Below are 18,213 nucleotides of genomic sequence, written 5' to 3'. Positions count from 1 at the left end.
GAGCCCCCCGTCACGTTTCTATTTGTTTGGCGGCCACTCCCCCAGTGGAAGGTCGTTCAAGTGCTTCTTCACCTGCCGCCAATTCGGCATGTGCTGGTCGAGTAGTGTGATGAACCCTTCGCTATGGTCGGGCACGATGAAGTGTGCGAGCTCGTGCAGGATCACGTAATCTAGGCACTCAATGTCTTTCTTGGCCAGCTCCAGATTTAGACGGATGGTTCCGCGCTGCGGGCTGCTGCCGCCCCACTTCGTCTTCATGCGCTGAATGAAAAAGCGCCGCACCTTTACGCCAAGCTGCTGCTGCTGCCGGTCGATCAGCGCCGCCGCCGCCCCGCGCAGTTCTTCGCGGTACCAGCCGTCGAGCATGGCGCGCCGCTTCTCAAGATCGGTCCCGGCAGGAATGCCAAGCTCGATGTGACGATGGCTTCTTGCGACGTAGCTGCGTGAAGCGCCCTCGACGATGCGCAGAAGATAGCGCCGCCCCCAGAGGTAATGGCTCTCGCGTTCGATATATTCCCGCGGGGTTTCGCGCTCCTGCGCCTGTTGCCGGCGCTGATGGCGCTTAATCCAGCCCAGCTTTGAAATCGCGAACAGCCGGATCGCGTCCTCACTCATATTGCAGGGCGCGGCGATGCGCACGCGGCCAGTCGGCGGGTGAACGCTGAGATGGACATTCTTGATGTCCTTCAGCACCACATCGACTGAGAGATCGCCAAGCTGCAATTCGCTGATCATCAATACTCCTTCTGGGCCTTGATGATGAGAAAGACGCGCTCGACCTCGTCCTTGTCGCCAAGCTCCCGGTAGAGGGATTTCTTGATGACGCGCTCCTTCGGTTCGACACCGCGCCAGCCGTCAGGCGCATTCGTCCTGACCGCCAGATCCAGCCGCAACGCCAGATCTTCATCGTTCTCGAGGTTGTTGTAGAGGGCGCGCTTGCCGGGCGTGTCGAGGCGCGGCGGCGTGCTGTCGGCCTTGCCCGCATCGACGCGGTTAATCAACGCGGCGATTTGCCTGAGATATTCCTCGTACTGGATCGCCTTCTCGCGCCGGTTCCTGATGATCTCGCTCAGCAGTGCCGCCATGCTGTCATAGAAGGCAGGATCGTTCAGATGCTCCTTGATGATCTTGCTGCGAACGTTGTTCTCGATCGTCTCGGCGATGGCGTCCTTGTTGCCCTTCAGGCTGCCCAGCCGCGAGGCGATCGCATCGGCGATGCCAGATTTGACGATCAGGTCGAGCAGGCTGATTTCATCGAACGGAGAAATCTTCCTCGGCTCGTCCGCCTCGATATAGGTATCAATCAGGTGGCGCATGTCGGCCTCATACGCCTTGAGGTCGAGCGTTTCGCCGCTGGCGTTGCGGACGATGTCGCGAATGGCAAGGTAGTGCTCAACCCGGTGTTTGATCCGCTTGATGTCGGCCTGGTCGTACCCTGCTTCTTCCATCTCATCGGCTATACCGGCATAGGCGCGCACAAGGCTGGCGACGGTCTTGTAAAGCATCGCGCGCTGCGGCTCACGCTCCAGCAGGTCCGACGGAATTTCGGTGTTGCCGCAAAAATAGTGAATGTAGTCGAGATCGCCCTTCGGCGGCTCGACCGGCTCGCATAGCACTTCGATAGCTTCGAGCGCATCTTCGAGGCGCTCGCGGCCCTTCGTCAGGCGATCTTGCAACAGCACTTCCGGCGAACCGCCCGGCGCGCTGTCATCCAGTTCGGACGAATAGACGGCAATCGCATTCTCGACCTTCTTGAACAGGTCCTTATAATCGACGATGTAGCCGAACTCCTTGTCCTCGCCGTCAAGCCGGTTGGTCCGGCAGATTGCCTGAAAGAGCCCGTGATCCTGCATCGATTTGTCGATGTAAAGGTACGTGCAGGCCGGCGCGTCAAAGCCAGTCAGCAGCTTGTCCACCACGATCAGCAGCTTCATGTTAGCGGGCTGTCTTACGAACAGCGCCTTCGCCTCGTCCTCGTAGGTTTCGGTCTTGGTCTTGCCGCCTTGCGGCACCACATCCTTCAACAGCCCCGTATAGGTGTTGTAGACATATTGCTTGTCGGTTTCGGAGTTCGCGCCGATCTCCTCCTTTGTCACATCCTGCGCATTGGGATTGTAAGAGGTGATGAGGGCGCATTTTCCTTTCAGCGTCGTGCCCTGAAACAGCTCGAAATAGCGGCAGGCCTCGAAGATGCTCGACGCCACCAGAATGGCGTTTCCGCGCTGGCTCGACAGGCGCGGCTTAACGCTGAAATCGAACAGCACATCCTCGACCACGCGGTTCATGCGCGAGCGCGAACTGAGCACGCTCTGCATCGTCCCCCATCGCTTGCGCAGCTCGTCCTTCTGCCAGTCGTTGAGCCCCTTCGTTTTGGCCTCGAACCAGCCTTCAATCTTCTCTTCCGAACCAAGGCGCTGATCGATATCGCGCGCCTCATAAACAAGGTCGAGCACGACCTTGTCCTCGACCGCTTCGCTGAATTTGTAGGTGTGGATATAGCGGCCGAAGACTTCCAGCGTCGTCGCCCGGTCGCGTTTCAGCAGCGGCGTTCCGGTGAAGCCGACGAAAACGGCGTTCGGCATCATCGCCTTCATGGCGCGGTGCAGCTTGCCGCTCTGCGTCCGGTGGCACTCGTCCACGAACACGAATATCTCGCCCATGGTCGGGCTCGGCTGCCCTTCCATGTCCTTGATCCAGGCGTCGAAGTCTTCGACATCACGCTTGCCGAACTTGTGCACGAGCGAGCAGAGCAACCGCGGCGTCGCCTCGCTCAGCTTTGCCAGTAGATCGCGCCCGCTTTTGGCCCGTGCGATTGGCTCGCCAACGCCCTCGAACACCCCTTCGATCTGCTTGTCGAGTTCATCGCGGTCGGTGATGATGGCTACGCGCGCGTTTGGATTGTTCTCCAGAATCCACTTGGCAAGCAGCACCATGACGATGCTCTTGCCGGAACCCTGCGTGTGCCAGATGATGCCGCCCTCGCGGCGTCTGACGAATTCCTGCGCTTCCCTGATCCCGAAATACTGATGCGGGCGGGGCAGCTTCTTGACGCCGGCGTCGAACAGGATGAAGTCGCGCATCAGCTCGATCAGCCGCTCCTTGCGGCAGAGCTTCGCAAGATACTTGTCGAGCTTATAACCATCATCCTCCTGCTCGTCCTCCTTCCATTTCAGGAAGTATTTCGCCTGCGTGCCGATGGCGCCGTATTGCAGTCCCTCGGCGTCATTGCCGGCGAAGACGAACTGCACCGTGGAAAAGAACCACGCATTGAATTCGGGCCGCTGGTTGGAGAGGCTCTGCCGAATACCATCGCCGATGCTGACGCGGCTGTTCTTCAACTCCAGCACGCCAACGGCAATTCCGTTCACATACAGAACGAGATCGGGTCGACGCTCATGCCCGCCCTTAAGGGTTACCTCTTCAGCAATTGCGAAGTCGTTCTTGAGCGGCTCGTTCCAGTCGATCAGATGCACGGTCTCGGACGGCTTTCCGGCCTCGACCTTCACCGCCACGCCATAACGCAAGAGCCCATAGACGGCCTCGTTGTTGGCGTAGAGGCTCCGGCTGCTGTTCGTCGCCTCGGTGCGCAAGCGCAGCAGCGCGGCGCTGATCTGCCCCGCCGTGTATCCCCGGCGCTCAAGCCAGGCGGTGAGATGCCCTTCCTCGATGTTGCTGTTGCCAGCCCGGTCAGACCAGTCACCGTGAAAGCGATATTCAAGCTGATCGCGAAATAACTCGATTACGCGCCGCTGGGTCGCTCTCTCCGCCTTGCGCACATCGCTCATACCAGCCGCACCCTCCCCGTCAGCAACTCGTGCATCATGCCCTGTTTGATCTGACGGGCCTTTCCGAGTCTGGTCTCCAAAGCAGCAATATCCGCGTTGAAGTCATCGAGGACTTCGACCAAGGCAGCTTGCTCGTCGGCGGGTGGAACTGGGATCAAAAGATCGCGCAACGCAGTTTTGGAAACGCCATAGACCTTCATGCCCGTCATGACGCGCATGTACTGTTTTCGGAGATATTCCGCCGCGCCAAGATGCCCTTTGAAACCAGGCACGAAAGTCGGCACCCGTTCTCTCAGCAGAAAGGTGTGCAGGCCAGCGACAGCGACGTCGTCCGGGCCCAACCCGCGAACCTCAACCGACTTACCCACACCATCAAAGTCCTCAGAGGCATCGGCCATGATCCAGTCACCGTTCCGGAGTGTCGCGGCGGCAGGACACCTCGCGCGGGTTATCTTGGGTGGGGTCGAGGCACGGAAATCCAAGTGCGTGTGGAAACGCGTATGTATATCACCGTAATGAACATAGTATGCATCGCCCTCAGGCTTGAGGTCGGCTCTCGAGTTCGTCGCGGTTGCTAGAAATTCAAAGACGGAGCCAAACGGCGGATATTTCCATTCCTCACCAAAACCCGGAAGACGCATGCGACCGGAAAGCAGGTCTTGGGCCGCACCCTGCTTGACCGCACGCTTCTTCGTAATCAGTCGTTCAAGGGATTCGATAAGAGCATCGGCGTCGCGCAACGCTTCTGCAATAGCTTCCTGTTCTGGTCGCGGCGGCAGAGGAACCCGAAGGGTACGAAAAACCGGCATATAGACGGTGTTGTGGGTACTTCCCGCCATATACCGGCGCCATTCAGGGGCCATGTGTCGAAAAAGATAAACCAAAAAGTGATTTTGAACACGAGGGCCGCAGATGTAGCAGGCAAAATCCTGGCTAGTGGCCATCTCCCTGCCGAGCACCGTAGCCTTGCCAACCGTAGCCGTCCGGGAAAAAACCACCGTGCCTTTGGGCAAAACTCGCGCAGACGAATTGTCTATGCCCTTCTGCGTAATGCTCTGAGAAGTATTAAATACTTCGAAACTGTCCAGAATATCCGTGTCATGGAGTGACAACCACGGAATTCCACCCCCCCAATATTCCGGTTTTTTTCTGCTAGGAGTATGGCCACTCTCTAGCTGAGCCACGGTGGTGAGTTGTGCAAGCTCCCATCCCTTTGGGATGTTACCATCGGAGCGCACATCACGGAGAGCGGCAACAGGCGGCTCCGGTGAACTTTCGTCATCTAGGGAGCTGAGCAACAGGGCCGTCATTGCGGATACCCCATGCGCTCAAGATGAATATTTACTCTAGCTTCAAGATTCGCCACCCGTGCAATAAGTTCCGGCAGCGGGAACTCGTACCGATCTGCGAGGGTGCGCACGCGTTCAGCTAGCGAATGGCTGATCCGATCCATCTCATCCTCGATCACCGACTGTACCGCTGCGAGCCACTTGTCATCGACAGCAAGCGCCTTGATCTCGTCAGCCGTTAGGTCGGGGTACTTCTCGTAGGCGGCCTTATCGAGCTTCGACTCGGCGTCCTTGATCTTCTTTTTCAGATCGCTTTCGGCGTCATTCAGTTTCAGCCAGCTCTTGAGCATCTGGGCTTCCTCCTTGGCGTCAGGATCGCCTTTGATCTCCTTGAGGCGGGCGTTAACATTCACTTTATTGATCTTCTCCAGCTCAGCGAACGCGCCCTCATCCCCGCCGTGCTCTTCCTCAAGGTCGGCCTTCTGCGCTTCAACGGCCTCGAGCTCTGAGGCGAGACCGCCGATCTCGGCCTGCTCATCGGCAAAGAAGCGCGCAACGACGTATCCCTTCGGGATCAGATCGGAGGCCCAGCCCTTATCCCTTTCCTTGCCGTTCTTTCCCTTTTCGATGATGCGGTAGGTCTCGGCAACCCAGCCATCGGCGGCGATTAGATAGCAATCGTCCTGCATCACCTCGGACCAGTAATCCATCAGGTGCTGGTAGACGTCGTACTTATCCACCAGCGGCTTTCCGCTGTAGTGAGCCAGCAGGTTCTCGGAGACTTCGAAGATCACATCCTTCGGAAGGCTGCCCGCTTCGAGGCCCTTCAGGTATGCCGCGGTACGCTGGCGCCACGCATCGAAGTGCCGCCGCATATCTTCACGGAAGGATACGAATTCGGGGTGCTCGAAGATGGTTGTCCGAACATCCGCCTTGTCGATCCGCAGCGCGAAGTAGCCGGGGCGGCATTCTTCGAACAGCGCCTGCTTAAGTGACGGATAAACATCCCAATAGGCTTGCAGGGCGTCGATATCGGCCGCCGGAATGCCGCCGCGAAGGTGCCCCTCGATATCCTGCCGATCCACTTCCTTTTGGCTATCGATGTAGCGGGGTAGGTTGAGGTTGAAGTCGTTCTTCTTTTCAATCTCTTCGAGCGGCACCATGCGGGCATAGGCGGGAATGTCCTTGCCCTTCCAGAAGGCATCGACGATGCGGTGGATGTCCTGCGAGCGCAGCCGGTTCTTCGGCCCGTTCTTTATGAAACCCTGGCTCGCGTCGATCATGAAAATGCCCTTGCGGGCGTGGGCGCCTTCTTTGTCGATCACGACAATGCAGGCGGGAATGCCGGTGCCATAGAATAGGTTGGCCGGCAGGCCGATGATCGCGCGGATGTAGCCCTTGCGCACGAGCTTGCGCCGGATTTCACCCTCGGCATTGCCGCGAAACAGAACGCCGTGTGGCAGAATGCAGGCGCCTTTGCCGGTGCTCTTCAAAGAACGGATGATGTGCAGAAGGTAGGCGTAGTCGCCCTGCTTCGCAGGCGGCACGCCGTAAGCCTTGAATCGGTCGTGCGGATCGTTGGCGGGATCGAGGCCGGTTGTCCAGCGCTTGTCGCTGAAGGGGGGATTAGCAACGACATAGTCGAAGGTCTTGAGCGCCTCGCCATCGAGGAACTTGGGATCGGCGAGCGAGTTGCCCTGCCGGATCTCAGCAGTCGGGTAGTCGTGCAGGATCATGTTCATGCGCGCGAGACCGCTCGTCGCCGCATCCTTCTCCTGTCCGTATAAGGTGACCGTCGTCCCGGCCTGATCGCCGACCTTCAGGAGCAGCGAGCCTGAGCCGCACGTTGGATCGTAAACAGTGGTCTGCGAGCTGGTCGCGGCATCCTTGATGCCGAGCAACTGCGCCATGATGCGGCTGACTTCGGCGGGCGTGTAGAACTGCCCCTTGCTCTTGCCGCTCTCCGTCGCGAAGTGACGCATGAGATATTCATAGGCATCGCCCAGAATATCATCGCCGTCCGCGCGGTTGCCCTTGAAATCGAGGGAAGGGCTTTCGAAGATCGCAATCAGGTTGGTGAGACGATCGGCCTTCTCCTTCCCGTCGCCGAGCTTCACCGAGTCGTTGAAGTCAGGGAAGTCGGCCTGTGAGAGCTGCTGGTTCTCGCTCGCAAGCGGGGCGATGATCTTCTTGTTGATCTGGTCGCCAATATCCGGCTTTCCCTTGAGCGCCACCATGTCGGCGAAACTTGCGCCATCCGGTACGGTGATCGGGGCGTAGGGCTCGCCTGCGTACTTGTCGCTGATGTATTTGATGAACAGCAGCGAGAGCACGTAGTCCTTATATTGGCTCGCATCCATGCCGCCGCGAAGCGCGTCGCAGCTTGCCCAGAGCGAACGATAGATTTCAGATTTCTTTATTGCCATGCGACCCCATCGTATTCTTGTTGGTCGAGTCGGCAACGACTTGCGACCGCTTTTGGTCGCTCACGTATGAGCGCATAAATTCGCGTATCACCTGCGCGGCCGGCTTGTCTTCGGCACGGCAGGCGGCCACGAACTGCTCGCGCAGCTCACGCTGTACCCTGATGCGTAGCCCGACATCCTTTTCCATCGGTGCAGTGTAGCCAATGGATACACATATGTGTAGGAGAAAGTGGGGCGTCATGTAACCCCACTATATCCGCGGTCGAAATCACGACCCTTGCGTCGGCGCGTCGGACGGATCAGTCCGCCTTGTCTTCAGATTGCTCTCGCGACGGAGGCGTAAGGCATAAGAAAAACTCTTAGCTCTCCTACCACGTCGCCCAATTCGCCAGGATTCACGGAAAGGTCTTCGACAAAGGCGCGCCACTGCCGCTGCTTCTGTTCATCCGCCGCAAATGCCGGGGTGAGCGCATCGGGCAGCTCGGTCGGTATCGGTGTCTTGCGCCGCGCGAAAGTCGCCGCGATAGCCTGCGCAAGCCTGTCGTCATCGAAGGTGAATGACCGGCTGAGAACCCAGATGTCGTAGAAGTCCTTCATCCGGCTGTTCACCCGGCCCAGCGCCACCATCGCCTGGAACTTCTCGGCAATGACCGTCTCTCGCGCATAGGCACGCAGCCTCGGCGCGGGGAGGTCGAGCATGACGGGGTAGTCGACGACTTCCGCCCCAGGCTCCAGCGCATCGCCAAAGCCGATGTCGATCGTGAGGTTGATCCGGGCGCCGCCGACCGAAGCGATCGCACGCAGCCGGAGACCGCCATAGTCGAGCTCCTCGCGAATGCGATCGATGCGCAGCGTGTCCGGATCGAACACGACGCCGTCTTCGGCATCCTGAGCGAGGATGTCCCGGAATGTCGCCAGCATCGCGGCTTCGCTCGGGTCGCCGAAACCCAGCAGATCGAGATCGCGCGTCCCGCGGTGCGGATCGTCGAACCAGCTCATCATCAGCATGGCGCCTTTCAGCACGAAGCGGTCGGCATGGGGTGACTGGCTGAGCCGGAACAGAAGGCGCTCCAGCGCGAAGCGCGTGAGCACCAGATCGAAGCTCTGCCCGTTCGCCTTGGATAGGTTGAGGAGCCGCGCGCGCACCGAGGCGCCGATATTCCTGATCTCCTTAGCCATTGGCGGTCAGCGCCTCCAGATAGGGGCGGATCACCGTGCCGACCCCGCCTGTATCAGCAGCCCTGGCGATCTCGGCCGGCGTGGCTTTACGTTGACGCAGGGATTCCTGCAGGCCCTCAAGCGCGACAGGAAGACCGATCTTGCCACGATGCCGGAAGCAGTCAGCAACGGTCTTCGCCACGCCAAATATCTTGACCGATACGCCTTCAATCACATGCGTCTCGACGCTTTCAGCAAGCAGATCGTCCGAGAAACGCAGCACACGGATCGGCATGTCGCTCGGTTTCGGCGTCCAGTCGTTCCGACCGATCGCCATCCACACCTTCCTGGGAAGCTGATCCGTGAGTCCGTGAAAGGCGAGCGCCGAGACGAGGCAAATCACGCCCTTGGGGAAACGCTTGGCCGCTTCGGCAAGGCTATGGTTTGCGTCGAGCTCTGCGTCAGGAAGCTGGTAGAGCCCGCGCGCCAGGCGGATCACCTCACCATCCTTCTCCATGCGGCTGACGGTTGCGGCGGTCACGCCGGCGTCTCTGAGTTCCGCAAGGCGCAGAATCCCACGCGCCGCGAGAAGATCGCGGGCGATATCGCGCTGGGATCGGGCCTGGGGCATGGATATATATTCTCGCACTTCAGAATTCATAGTGTGAGGTTTTGTATCACACACAACGGTGAAGGGAAAGACAAAGCGTTGGTGAAGTCGACCGCAGAACCCTGATCCAGCCAGCAAAGGAAGAGGGGCATCTCCCTACGGACCGGGCTGTCGGAGGAGCGGAAGTTCCGCTTCGGCTGATTGGGAGTCAATGTTCCGCTAATTGGTACCAAGTCGACTGCTCGTTGGAAGTCTGTCTGGGGAAAGCCTTCCCCTGCGTCCGGGCCCAGGTCCCGGTCGACCCCTTCTGCGGGGAGACCCCGCAACGCCCCCAGAGAGCAAGAGTTCGGCGGCTTTCGCCGTGACGGGTTTGGAGGTCGAGAGAGAGGCTCCCGGCCGGCCCGTCGCGGAGATTGACCCATGACGAACCTTGAAACTCTGGACGGCCGGCGCGACGCGAGCGGCGGTTATAAAGTGGATGCATCGCGCGGCGAGCGGATCGGCCGCGTCTCCTCGGAATGGTTTTCCCGGCCGGATGACGAGCGCTATCTGTCCCTGTCGGAGCTCTACGCCTCGGTGAAGGGCCGCGCCGAGCGCAGCCGCACGCGGACGATCGAAAGCGCCGCGATCCGCGTCGAGGCGCATCGCGACGATCCGGAAAACCTGGCGCTTGTCCTGCCCGATGCGGAGGCGCCGGTGGCACCGACCCATTGGAGCTTCGGCCAGCTCGCCAGCCTGGTCAGCGCGCCTGCGGCCTATCTGCGCCAGCTTCCGGCGCCGCTCGCGGGCATCAATCTGCAGTACGGGCTCACCGCGCACCGCGCCGAGCAGATCAAGACGTTGGAGACCGAGGACGGGCGCACGGAGTTGCGCGCCGTCACTGGGCCTGACTATGGCCGCATCTATGACCACGAACTTGTCGCCGCCGTGCAGAAGATCGCAGGCAACGGCACCGGCGACACGCGCTGGAAGGTTCCTGGCACGCTCGATTGGTCGAGCGGCACCTACAACCCGATGGTCGACATCATCAGGGACACGACGACGCTCTACGCCTCGGATCGCGACGTTTTCCTCTTCCTGGTCGACGATATGAACCCGATCGAGGCGGGCAAGCTGCCGGATGGATCGCCGGACCTTTATTTCCGGGGGTTCTATTGCTGGAACTCGGAGGTCGGCGCGAAGACGCTTGGCATCGCCAGCTTCTATCTGCGGGCCGTCTGCCAGAACCGCAATCTCTGGGGCGTCGAGGATTTCCAGGAGATCAGCATCCGGCATTCGAAATACGCCGCCAATCGCTTCGCGCATGAGGCGGCGCCGGCGCTGACCCGCTTCGCCGATTCCTCGCCACGCCCCTTCGTCGAAGGTATCCGTGCGGCGCGCGAGCGGATCGTCGCCCGCAGTGACGACGACCGCACCGACTTCCTCCGCAAGCGGGGCTTCTCCAAGGCGGAGACGGCCAGGATCGTCGAGACGGTCCTTGTCGAGGAAGGTCGCCCGCCCGAGTCCGTGTTCGACTTCGTGCAGGGCATCACCGCGGTCGCCCGGTCGAAGCCGCAGCAGGACGCCCGGCTCGATATGGAGGGCAAGGCGAAGAAACTTCTGGAGCGCGCGGCGTAGTCTGAAATCGACGCTCTGTCTGTCTTCGGTCCGTCGCTTCCTGAAGAGGAAGAGGCAGGCCGGTTTTTTCGTGACGGGTTTGGAGGTCGAGAGAGAGGCTTTCGGCCGGCCCGTCGCGGAGAACTGACATGACCAAGTCTCAGAAAATACGCTTGAGCGCCTCGCGCGACATCCCCTTCAACAAGCTGGTGCTGAGCCAGTCCAATGTCCGGCGCGTCAAGGCCGGCGTCTCGATCGAGGAGCTTGCCGAGGACATCGCCCGGCGCACGCTTTTATCCTCGATCACCGTCCGGCCGGTGCTGGACGAGGACGGCGCTGAAACCGGCATGTTCGAGATCCCCGCCGGCGGACGCCGCTACCGGGCGCTCGAACTTCTGGTTAAGCAGAAGCGGCTGAACCGCACCGCGCCTGTGCCCTGCATCGTGCGCACCGACGGCCTCGCCGAAGAGGACAGCCTCGCCGAAAATGTTCAGCGTGCGCCGCTTCATCCGCTCGACCAGTTCCGCGCCTTCCAGGCGATGCGGGAGAAGGGCAAGAGCGAGGAAGAGATCGCGGCGGCCTTCTTCGTCTCGGCGAATGTCGTCAAGCAACGGCTTAAGCTCGCTGCCCTCGCGCCGTCGCTCCTCGACGCCTATGCCGAGGAGGAAATGACGCTCGACCAGCTCATGGCCTTCACGATCAATCCCGATCATGAGCGCCAGGAACAGGTCTGGGAATCGATCAAGCGGACCTACGTAAAGCAGCCCTACGAAATCCGCCGTATGCTGACAGAAGGCGCCGTGCGCGCTTCCGATCGCCGGGCGCAGTTCGTCGGGCTCGACGCCTATGAAGCCGCCGGCGGCGTCATCCTGCGCGATCTCTTCCAGTCCGATGATGGCGGTTGGCTGCAGGACGCCGGCCTGCTTGCGAAGCTCGTCGACGAAAAGCTCGAACGGGAGGCCGAAGCGATCCGCGCCGAAGGCTGGAAATGGATCGAGATCGGAACCGACTTCCCTTACGGCCACACCTACGGTCTGCGCCGGATTATCGGCGAGCCCGAGCCGATGAGCGACGAGGAGACGGCCAGCTTAGAAGCGCTCAAGGCTGAATACGATCGGCTCGAAGACGAGTACGCCAGCGCCGAGGAGTTCCCGGAAGAGATCGACATCCGGCTCGGCGAGATCGAAACGGCGATGGAGACCTTGCAGGAGCGGCCCGTCCGCTTCGAGCCGGACGAAATCGCCATGGCCGGCGTCTTCGTCAGCATCGGCCATGACGGTCGCTTGCGCGTCGAGCGCGGCTATGTCCGTCCCGAGGACGAACCCCCGGTCGAGACCGATGGTCAGGATGGTGCCGATTTGACCGACGCTCCCGCTGATGAGCAGGTCGATGACGCCAAGATCGTGGATTCCAGCGATGAGACCGAAGAAGAAGACGATAGCCTGAAGCCGCTATCCGATCGCCTCGTCATGGAACTGACAGCGCATCGCACGCTCGCCCTGCGCGACGCGCTCGCCAACGATCCGCAGACGGCGTTCTTCGCTGCCCTGCATGCGATGACGCTTCGGCTCTTCTATCACTATCCGCTGGATAGCTGCGTCGAGGTCACCCCGCACAGCGCCGGTTTCGGCGCCCAGGTGCCGGGCCTGGGCGACACGGCTTACGCGCTCAGCATCGACGATCGCACGACGAGCTGGCTAGGGGCGCTGCCGAAAGCGCCTGAGGATCTGTGGGAGGCGCTGGTCGGGTTCGACAACGATAGCCGCGAGGCGCTGTTCGCGCATTGCGTCGCCATGACCGTCAACGCCGTCCAGGAACCGTACAACCGCCGTCCGCGGGCGCTCGCCCATGCCGACGTGCTGGCGGCAACGCTCGGGCTCGACATGGCGGCGGCCGGCTGGGCGCCGACCAGCGAGAGCTATCTCGCTCGCGTCACCAAGGCCCGCATTCTGGAGGCCGTGCGCGAGGCGAAGGGCGCGGAAGCATCCGACCGCATCGCCGGCCTCAAGAAACCGGACATGGTCGCGGCGGCCGAAGAGCTTCTCGAAGGAACCGGTTGGTTGCCCGAAGTACTGCGCATGCCGACTCTCCCTGAAAGCGAAGCGCAATCGGCGGATAACGGCGGCAAACCGGCCATGGGCGATTCCGCCGTCATCACCGATGATGAACCTGTCACCGGCAACGCCTTCGCCACTGCGGCCGAGTGACCGGGAGCCAAGCCCCCCAACGGCTCCCGCAGCCGCCCCTGGAGCCCGCCCATTGTGGCGGGCTCCTTCTTTTTTGCTCTCAGCATGGAGGCGCAAATGAACAGCGCTGCATCCGAGATTGCAGGACGGCTCGGCCGCGAGGCGGAGGCCGTCTGCCGCCATTACCTCTCCAACGGCCGCAAGCAGGGCCGCTACTGGATCGTCGGCGACATCGAGAACACGCCCGGTCGCAGTCTTTACGTTCGCCTCACTGGACCAACCCACGGTCCTGGCGCTGCCGGCAAATGGACCGACGCCGCCACGGGCGAACATGGTGACCTGCTAGATCTCATTGCCGGCGCCCGCCAACTTCGTTCCTTCGGCGAGACGCTTGATGAGGCAAGGATCTTTCTGAACCTCCCACGACCTGAACCGCCAACTCGCGAACGCGTGGTTGCCTCCACCGGATCGCCGGAGGCTGCACGGCGCCTCTTCGCCATGGGAAGACCGCTCGGTGGAACGCTCGCCGAGCGCTATCTTCATCGACGCGGTCTTTCCGGGCTTGGCGGCGCGCCAGCGCTGCGATTTCATCCGTGCTGCTACTATTGGCGTGAAGGTCAGCCGAAAGATGCACCGTCGGAGACTTGGCCCGCATTGCTCGCGAAGGTCACGGACGGACAAGGCAATCTCACCGGCGTCCACCGCACCTGGCTCGATCCGGCGACGGCTCGCAAGGCCCCGCTTGACTCACCGCGCAAGGCGATGGGGCATCTGCTCGGGCACGGTGTGCGGGTCGGCATCGCGACCGACATTCTCACTGCCGGCGAAGGGCTTGAAAGCACGCTGTCACTGCGCATGGCGTTACCCGACCTGCCGGTCATCGCCGCGTTATCGGCCAACCATCTCGCCGCGCTGATCCTGCCGGCAGGGCTTCGGCGTCTCTATATCGCGGCCGACGCCGACGAAGCAGGCGCCATGGCGGCTGACAAACTGACGGAACGCGCAGATGCCGTCGGCATCGAGACGATCCGGCTTGCTCCCCTTGGCGATGATTTCAACGAAGATCTCCGCAAGCTCGGACGAGAAGACCTGCGGGCGCATCTCGGCCCGCAATTGGCCACGGCTGATCTATCGCGGCTGCTTTCCTGCGATCCCTGAGCAGCTGAGCAGGCCTGTCGCGGCTCTCGCCTACATCGTCGTCTCCTTGCCCGAGAGTCACGCCTTCGGCCTTCCGGGAGGAGCGAGACGGAGCGGAGCCCGGCCCGGCAGGCAACGGCTGCGGCGGCGCTCTTTTCCGCCGCCGGGCCCACCCACGCGTTCCGCGTGGCAAAACAGACCATGTGTGCGCCCGGCTTTGCATCGCGAAGCAAAAGAGCGCCGCCTCCGCCGTCCTCCGCCTGTGGCTCCGGCCGCCGGGAACGGCGGTGCAGTCCCGGCCAGCCCCCGCTTTTCCGTCGCTCGGGAAGGCCGCGAGAGGCGCGGCCCACGCCGAACAGGAGACGATCCCATGACAGCCGAGACCATCGAACGACACGCCAGTTCCGCAACCGCCGCCGTGCTCGAAGAATTGCAACTCTACGGCTATCGGCCTTTCGCCGACGAGCCCGATTCGAGACCTTTACCCGAAATCGACGCCCTCCAGGGCGCGATGACGGACATCTTCGACGCGCTCGCCGCGACGCTGGGCGACACGCGGCTGGAACCGGACCTCGAAGACCTTTTTTGGTCCGTGACGAACCTGTTTCATCGCACAGCGGCCCGTGTCGATCGCGACCTCGACGACAACGAACAGGCCCAGAAACGCTCGCAGCGCGAACAGGACGGTTCCGAAGTACGCTCTGTCGAACTCGAAGCCCTGACGGCGCAGGGCGTCACGCTGATCGAGCGGCGCAACGCCTACGAACTCATGCGCGACATCGCCGCTGATCACTTCGAGACCCATATTGGCCAGACCTGGCGTCCGCACTCGGGATCGCGGATCAGCCACCGCACGCTGACGGCCTCCATGATCGACAGCCGCGACTATCTGACGGCGAAGCGGCGCGCGGAGATCGAACCACTTCTGCCAACCGGGCCACGCGTCGCATTCTCTGGCGGGCTCGACGTCACCGATCATCGGGCCATCTGGAAGGCGCTCGACCGAGTGATGGCCAAACACGCCGACATGGTGCTGCTGCATGGCGGATCGCCCAAAGGCGCCGAGAAGATCGCCGCCTGCTGGGCCGACGCCCGCAAATGCCAGCAAATCGTCTTCAAGCCGGACTGGAAACGCCACGGCAAGGCCGCACCGTTCAAGCGCAACGACGTGCTTCTCGAGGCCATGCCCATCGGACTCATCCTCTTTCCGGGGTCCGGGATCACCGACAATCTCGCCGACAAGGCCCGCAAGCTCGGCGTGCCGCTTTACGACTTCCGGTCCCGGCAAAGTTCAACGCAGGCGACGTGATGCGCCATATGCATCACCTGATGCGCGCCGGACGGTTCCGGCACGCGTTACTCTTCGCTATACTGCCAGAAGCGCCGTGGCGGTTGGTGGAGGCGCTCCCTCGACAAGGAGACCGCCATGTTCCTGTCCGCATTGCTCAGTGTCATCGGCCTCGGTTTTCTCTGCTGGCTTCTGTTCAGCTTGGCCGTATATGCGCTTCCCTTCTTCGTCGCCATCACCGTCGGCTACTATGCGTTTGAAAGCGATGCGGGACTGATCGGCTCCATTGTTGTCGCACTGTTTGTCGGCGCCGCAGCTCTTGTTCTCGGGCAGGTGGCCTTTGCAACGATCCGCTCACCGATCATCCGCCTTGCGCTCGGGGCACTTTACGCCTTGCCGGCAGGTCTTGCTGGGTTCCATGCAGTGAAAGGTCTCTCACAAGTCGGCGGCGCAGGTGAGACTTTGACGCTCGTCTTCGCCAGCGTCGGCGCGATCATTGTCGGTGTCACTGCATGGCTGCGCATTGCGTCCCTTGCAGCGCCAGAATCACCTCAGCCGGTTTGAAAGCGGCCGTTCGAAGCGATCGCAGCGAATTCATACTTCGAGCCCTTTTTGACGAATGCTGCCGAGCGACTGGACGGCCGCTTCGGCGGACCCGCAGCTTAGCGAGGTGTTCTCCGTTCGGGTCTAGACATACTCCGTAATGCGTTTCAACAAGGCGACACCGGCACCTGATAGAACGCCGCAAGAAGACGTAAGCTCTTGACGACGCCCGGTGTCGAGCGGGTGGGGTCCTGTTATGTGACCGTAAACTGCCCCATCATGCCCGCATCCTCGTGTTCGAGGATGTGGCAGTGATACATGAATGGTGTCTCTTCCGAAGCCAGCTTGTCGAACCTCAGCAGGATTCCGGTCGGACCCTGCACACGGACAACATCTTTCCAACCGATCTGCGCCGAGTCGACCGGCCGTCCGTTCTGACTCACGCCTCACGATAATTGTCACACGCCTCAACACCCTTTGCGACCACGTCGAGAAGTGCGTCCACATCGTTCAGAAGGACCGTGATGCGCGGGTTGCTGATACGGTAACGGATGAAGCGCCCTTCGCGGTCGCTGGCGACAAGCCCGCAGTCCAGCAGGCACCTCAGATGGTTGGAGACGTTGGGTTGCGATAGTTCGGTCCGCTCGACGAGCTCGTGAACGGCCAATGGCTCGTTGCAAAGTGCACCGAGGATGGCCAGGCGGCTCGGGTCCGCGAAGCCGCGGAACAGCTTCGCCCGTCGCTCGATGGTTGCGCTCTTGCGGTCATCGACCAATTGCGCCATATCACTCCTCGCTGATATGTTGTTCTTCGATTCATCCTAGCAGGAATAGCGCGACCATGGCCAACACCGAAAATGCCGGATCGACGGCAGATGTCCCGCCCGTCCGTTACCGGGTTTCCGGTATGGATTGCGCCAAGGATGCCGCGCAGATCGAGCGGGCGGCACAGGCAGCCGGGGTCGCGCCCGGCGATGTGAAAGTGTCGGCCGCGACGCACATCATGACACTGACTGCACCCGAAGTGCGCCTGCCGGACATCGAAAAGGCAGTCGCGGTGACAGGCTATGGCTTCGACCGGATCGAGGGCGATGAAGACATTCCGCCGAATCCCGCCCATCAGGACCCGGCCTACCGCCGTGCCCTCTGGATCGTCGTGATCCTGAACGTGGGATACGGGGTCCTCGAAATGATCGGCGGTTTCATTTCCGGATCGCAGGCCGTGAAGGCCGATGCGCTCGATTTCATCGGCGACGGCGCGATCACCTTCCTTGGCCTGCTGGCCATCGGCTGGAGCCTCGCCTGGCGGGCACGGTCGGCCTTGATCCAAGGCATCTTCCTCGGCCTGCTCGGCCTTGGCGTCCTCGGCACGACCATCGTGCGAGTCTTCGAACGGACGACGCCGGATGCAGGTCTAATGGGCCTGCTTGGCATGATCGCCCTTGTCGTCAACGTCATCTCCGTTCTGCCGCTGCTGCGGTTCCGCAAGGGCGACGCGAACATGCGGGCCGTCTGGCTATTCTCGCGCAACGACGCCATCGGCAATGCGGCGGTTGTCGTTGCCGCCGGTCTCGTGGCGTGGCTGGGCAGCGCCTGGCCGGACCTCATCGTCGCCTTCGGCATCGCCGGACTGTTCCTGCACTCGTCTTGGGCAATCATCCGCGATGCGCGGGCCGATCTGAAGGCAGCGGCATGAACAGCCGCGTTCTGGGCGGGCTCTGCGCGATCGCGGCGTTCGGCCTCGATCAGGGTACCAAGGCGCTTGCGCTGAACACACCGGCGCTTGAGCGCGGCGTCGAGGTTCTACCCTTTCTCAATCTCGTGCGGGTTCTGAACGATGGAGTCAGCTTCGGTATGCTGGGCGGGATCGTGCCTTGGTGGGGTCTCATCGCGCTTGCTGGCGTGATCGTGGCATGGCTGCTGATCTGGTTGTGGCGCGCGCCGGACAGGCTGACGGCTGCCGCTCTCGGTCTGATCATCGGCGGCGCGCTCGGCAATGTCCTCGACCGGCTGCGTTATCAGGCCGTCCCGGATTTTCTGGATTTCCATTACGGAACATACCACTGGCCGTCCTTCAATCTTGCGGATGTGGCGATTTTCTGCGGTGCGGCCCTGCTGTTCTGGGACAGCTTCCGCTCGGCGCAGAACAAGCCCGAACGTAACCACCGAGAAGAAAACGTTACGGGGAAATAATCG

The 18,213-nt window shown here is 61.6% G+C and carries 15 protein-coding genes and 1 pseudogene; 7 read left to right on the top strand and 9 right to left on the bottom strand.

Translation table 11 applies throughout. The features are described from left to right. Positions 1-18: 18 nt before the first annotated feature. From VO57_003730 to VO57_003700, 7 genes are all read right to left on the bottom strand, one after another. The gene (locus tag VO57_003730; protein ID XBL70463.1) at positions 19-735 is read right to left on the bottom strand and encodes a SprT family zinc-dependent metalloprotease; all 717 of its coding nucleotides are present in this window, start codon (positions 733-735) and stop codon (positions 19-21) included. After that, positions 735-3,785, bottom strand: a complete 3,051-nt coding sequence (locus VO57_003725) for an HsdR family type I site-specific deoxyribonuclease (protein ID XBL70462.1) — start codon at positions 3,783-3,785, stop codon at positions 735-737. Before VO57_003725 ends, VO57_003730 begins: the two co-directional genes overlap by 1 nt. Then, positions 3,782-5,095 carry a restriction endonuclease subunit S gene (locus VO57_003720; protein ID XBL70461.1) on the bottom strand — a complete coding sequence of 438 codons (1,314 nt, stop codon included), beginning with the start codon at positions 5,093-5,095 and terminating at the stop codon, positions 3,782-3,784. Before VO57_003720 ends, VO57_003725 begins: the two co-directional genes overlap by 4 nt. Beyond that, positions 5,092-7,500 carry a type I restriction-modification system subunit M gene (locus tag VO57_003715; protein XBL70460.1) on the bottom strand — a complete coding sequence of 803 codons (2,409 nt, stop codon included), beginning with the start codon at positions 7,498-7,500 and terminating at the stop codon, positions 5,092-5,094. The genes VO57_003720 and VO57_003715 overlap by 4 nt, the downstream gene beginning before the upstream one ends. Beyond that, a complete protein-coding gene (locus VO57_003710) occupies positions 7,481-7,687 on the bottom strand; it encodes a hypothetical protein (protein ID XBL70459.1) in 207 nt (68 codons plus the stop codon). The genes VO57_003715 and VO57_003710 overlap by 20 nt, the downstream gene beginning before the upstream one ends. A 128-nt stretch (positions 7,688-7,815) precedes the next feature. Then, positions 7,816-8,679, bottom strand: a complete 864-nt coding sequence (locus VO57_003705) for a nucleotidyl transferase AbiEii/AbiGii toxin family protein (protein XBL70458.1) — start codon at positions 8,677-8,679, stop codon at positions 7,816-7,818. After that, complete coding sequence (locus VO57_003700) at positions 8,672-9,289, bottom strand: type IV toxin-antitoxin system AbiEi family antitoxin domain-containing protein (GenBank protein ID XBL70457.1); 618 nt, start codon at positions 9,287-9,289, stop codon at positions 8,672-8,674. The genes VO57_003705 and VO57_003700 overlap by 8 nt, the downstream gene beginning before the upstream one ends. Positions 9,290-9,688: 399 nt before the next feature. Here VO57_003700 and VO57_003695 point away from each other — a divergent pair, with 399 nt between their 5' ends. From VO57_003695 to VO57_003675, 5 genes are all read left to right on the top strand, one after another. After that, positions 9,689-10,885, top strand: coding sequence for a DUF932 domain-containing protein (locus VO57_003695; protein ID XBL70456.1), 1,197 nt, complete (start codon positions 9,689-9,691; stop codon positions 10,883-10,885). 128 nt (positions 10,886-11,013) lie between these two features. After that, the gene (locus tag VO57_003690; GenBank protein ID XBL70455.1) at positions 11,014-13,071 is read left to right on the top strand and encodes a ParB/RepB/Spo0J family partition protein; all 2,058 of its coding nucleotides are present in this window, start codon (positions 11,014-11,016) and stop codon (positions 13,069-13,071) included. A gap of 96 nt (positions 13,072-13,167) precedes the next feature. Continuing rightward, complete coding sequence (locus VO57_003685) at positions 13,168-14,208, top strand: toprim domain-containing protein (GenBank protein XBL70454.1); 1,041 nt, start codon at positions 13,168-13,170, stop codon at positions 14,206-14,208. Positions 14,209-14,557: 349 nt separating this feature from the next. Next, complete coding sequence (locus tag VO57_003680) at positions 14,558-15,496, top strand: DUF2493 domain-containing protein (protein ID XBL70453.1); 939 nt, start codon at positions 14,558-14,560, stop codon at positions 15,494-15,496. A gap of 117 nt (positions 15,497-15,613) precedes the next feature. Beyond that, entirely contained in the window at positions 15,614-16,039 is a 426-nt protein-coding gene (locus tag VO57_003675; GenBank protein XBL70452.1) for a hypothetical protein, read from the top strand. Between the two features lie 233 nt (positions 16,040-16,272). Here the strand turns inward: VO57_003675 and VO57_003670 are convergent. Together VO57_003670 and VO57_003665 are read right to left on the bottom strand one after the other, a co-directional pair. Next, positions 16,273-16,422: pseudogene (locus VO57_003670) on the bottom strand (multicopper oxidase domain-containing protein). A 35-nt stretch (positions 16,423-16,457) separates the two neighbouring features. Then, on the bottom strand, positions 16,458-16,802 hold the full coding sequence (locus tag VO57_003665) for a metalloregulator ArsR/SmtB family transcription factor (protein XBL70451.1): 345 nt from the start codon (positions 16,800-16,802) through the stop codon (positions 16,458-16,460). A 122-nt stretch (positions 16,803-16,924) separates the two neighbouring features. Here VO57_003665 and VO57_003660 point away from each other — a divergent pair, with 122 nt between their 5' ends. Together VO57_003660 and lspA are read left to right on the top strand one after the other, a co-directional pair. Beyond that, positions 16,925-17,713 (top strand): cation transporter, encoded by a 789-nt coding sequence (locus VO57_003660; GenBank protein XBL71389.1) that lies wholly within the window; start codon positions 16,925-16,927, stop codon positions 17,711-17,713. Next, positions 17,710-18,210: a signal peptidase II gene (gene lspA, locus VO57_003655; protein ID XBL70450.1), complete on the top strand. Its 501-nt coding sequence runs from the start codon at positions 17,710-17,712 to the stop codon at positions 18,208-18,210. Before VO57_003660 ends, lspA begins: the two co-directional genes overlap by 4 nt. Positions 18,211-18,213: the final 3 nt, after the last annotated feature.

Origin of the sequence: Citromicrobium bathyomarinum (assembly GCA_001306305.2) — a bacterium.
Classification (GTDB): domain Bacteria; phylum Pseudomonadota; class Alphaproteobacteria; order Sphingomonadales; family Sphingomonadaceae; genus Alteriqipengyuania; species Alteriqipengyuania bathyomarina.
The sequence above is the reverse complement of the archived record's forward strand: the minus strand, read 5'-3'. Positions and strand labels throughout refer to the sequence as shown.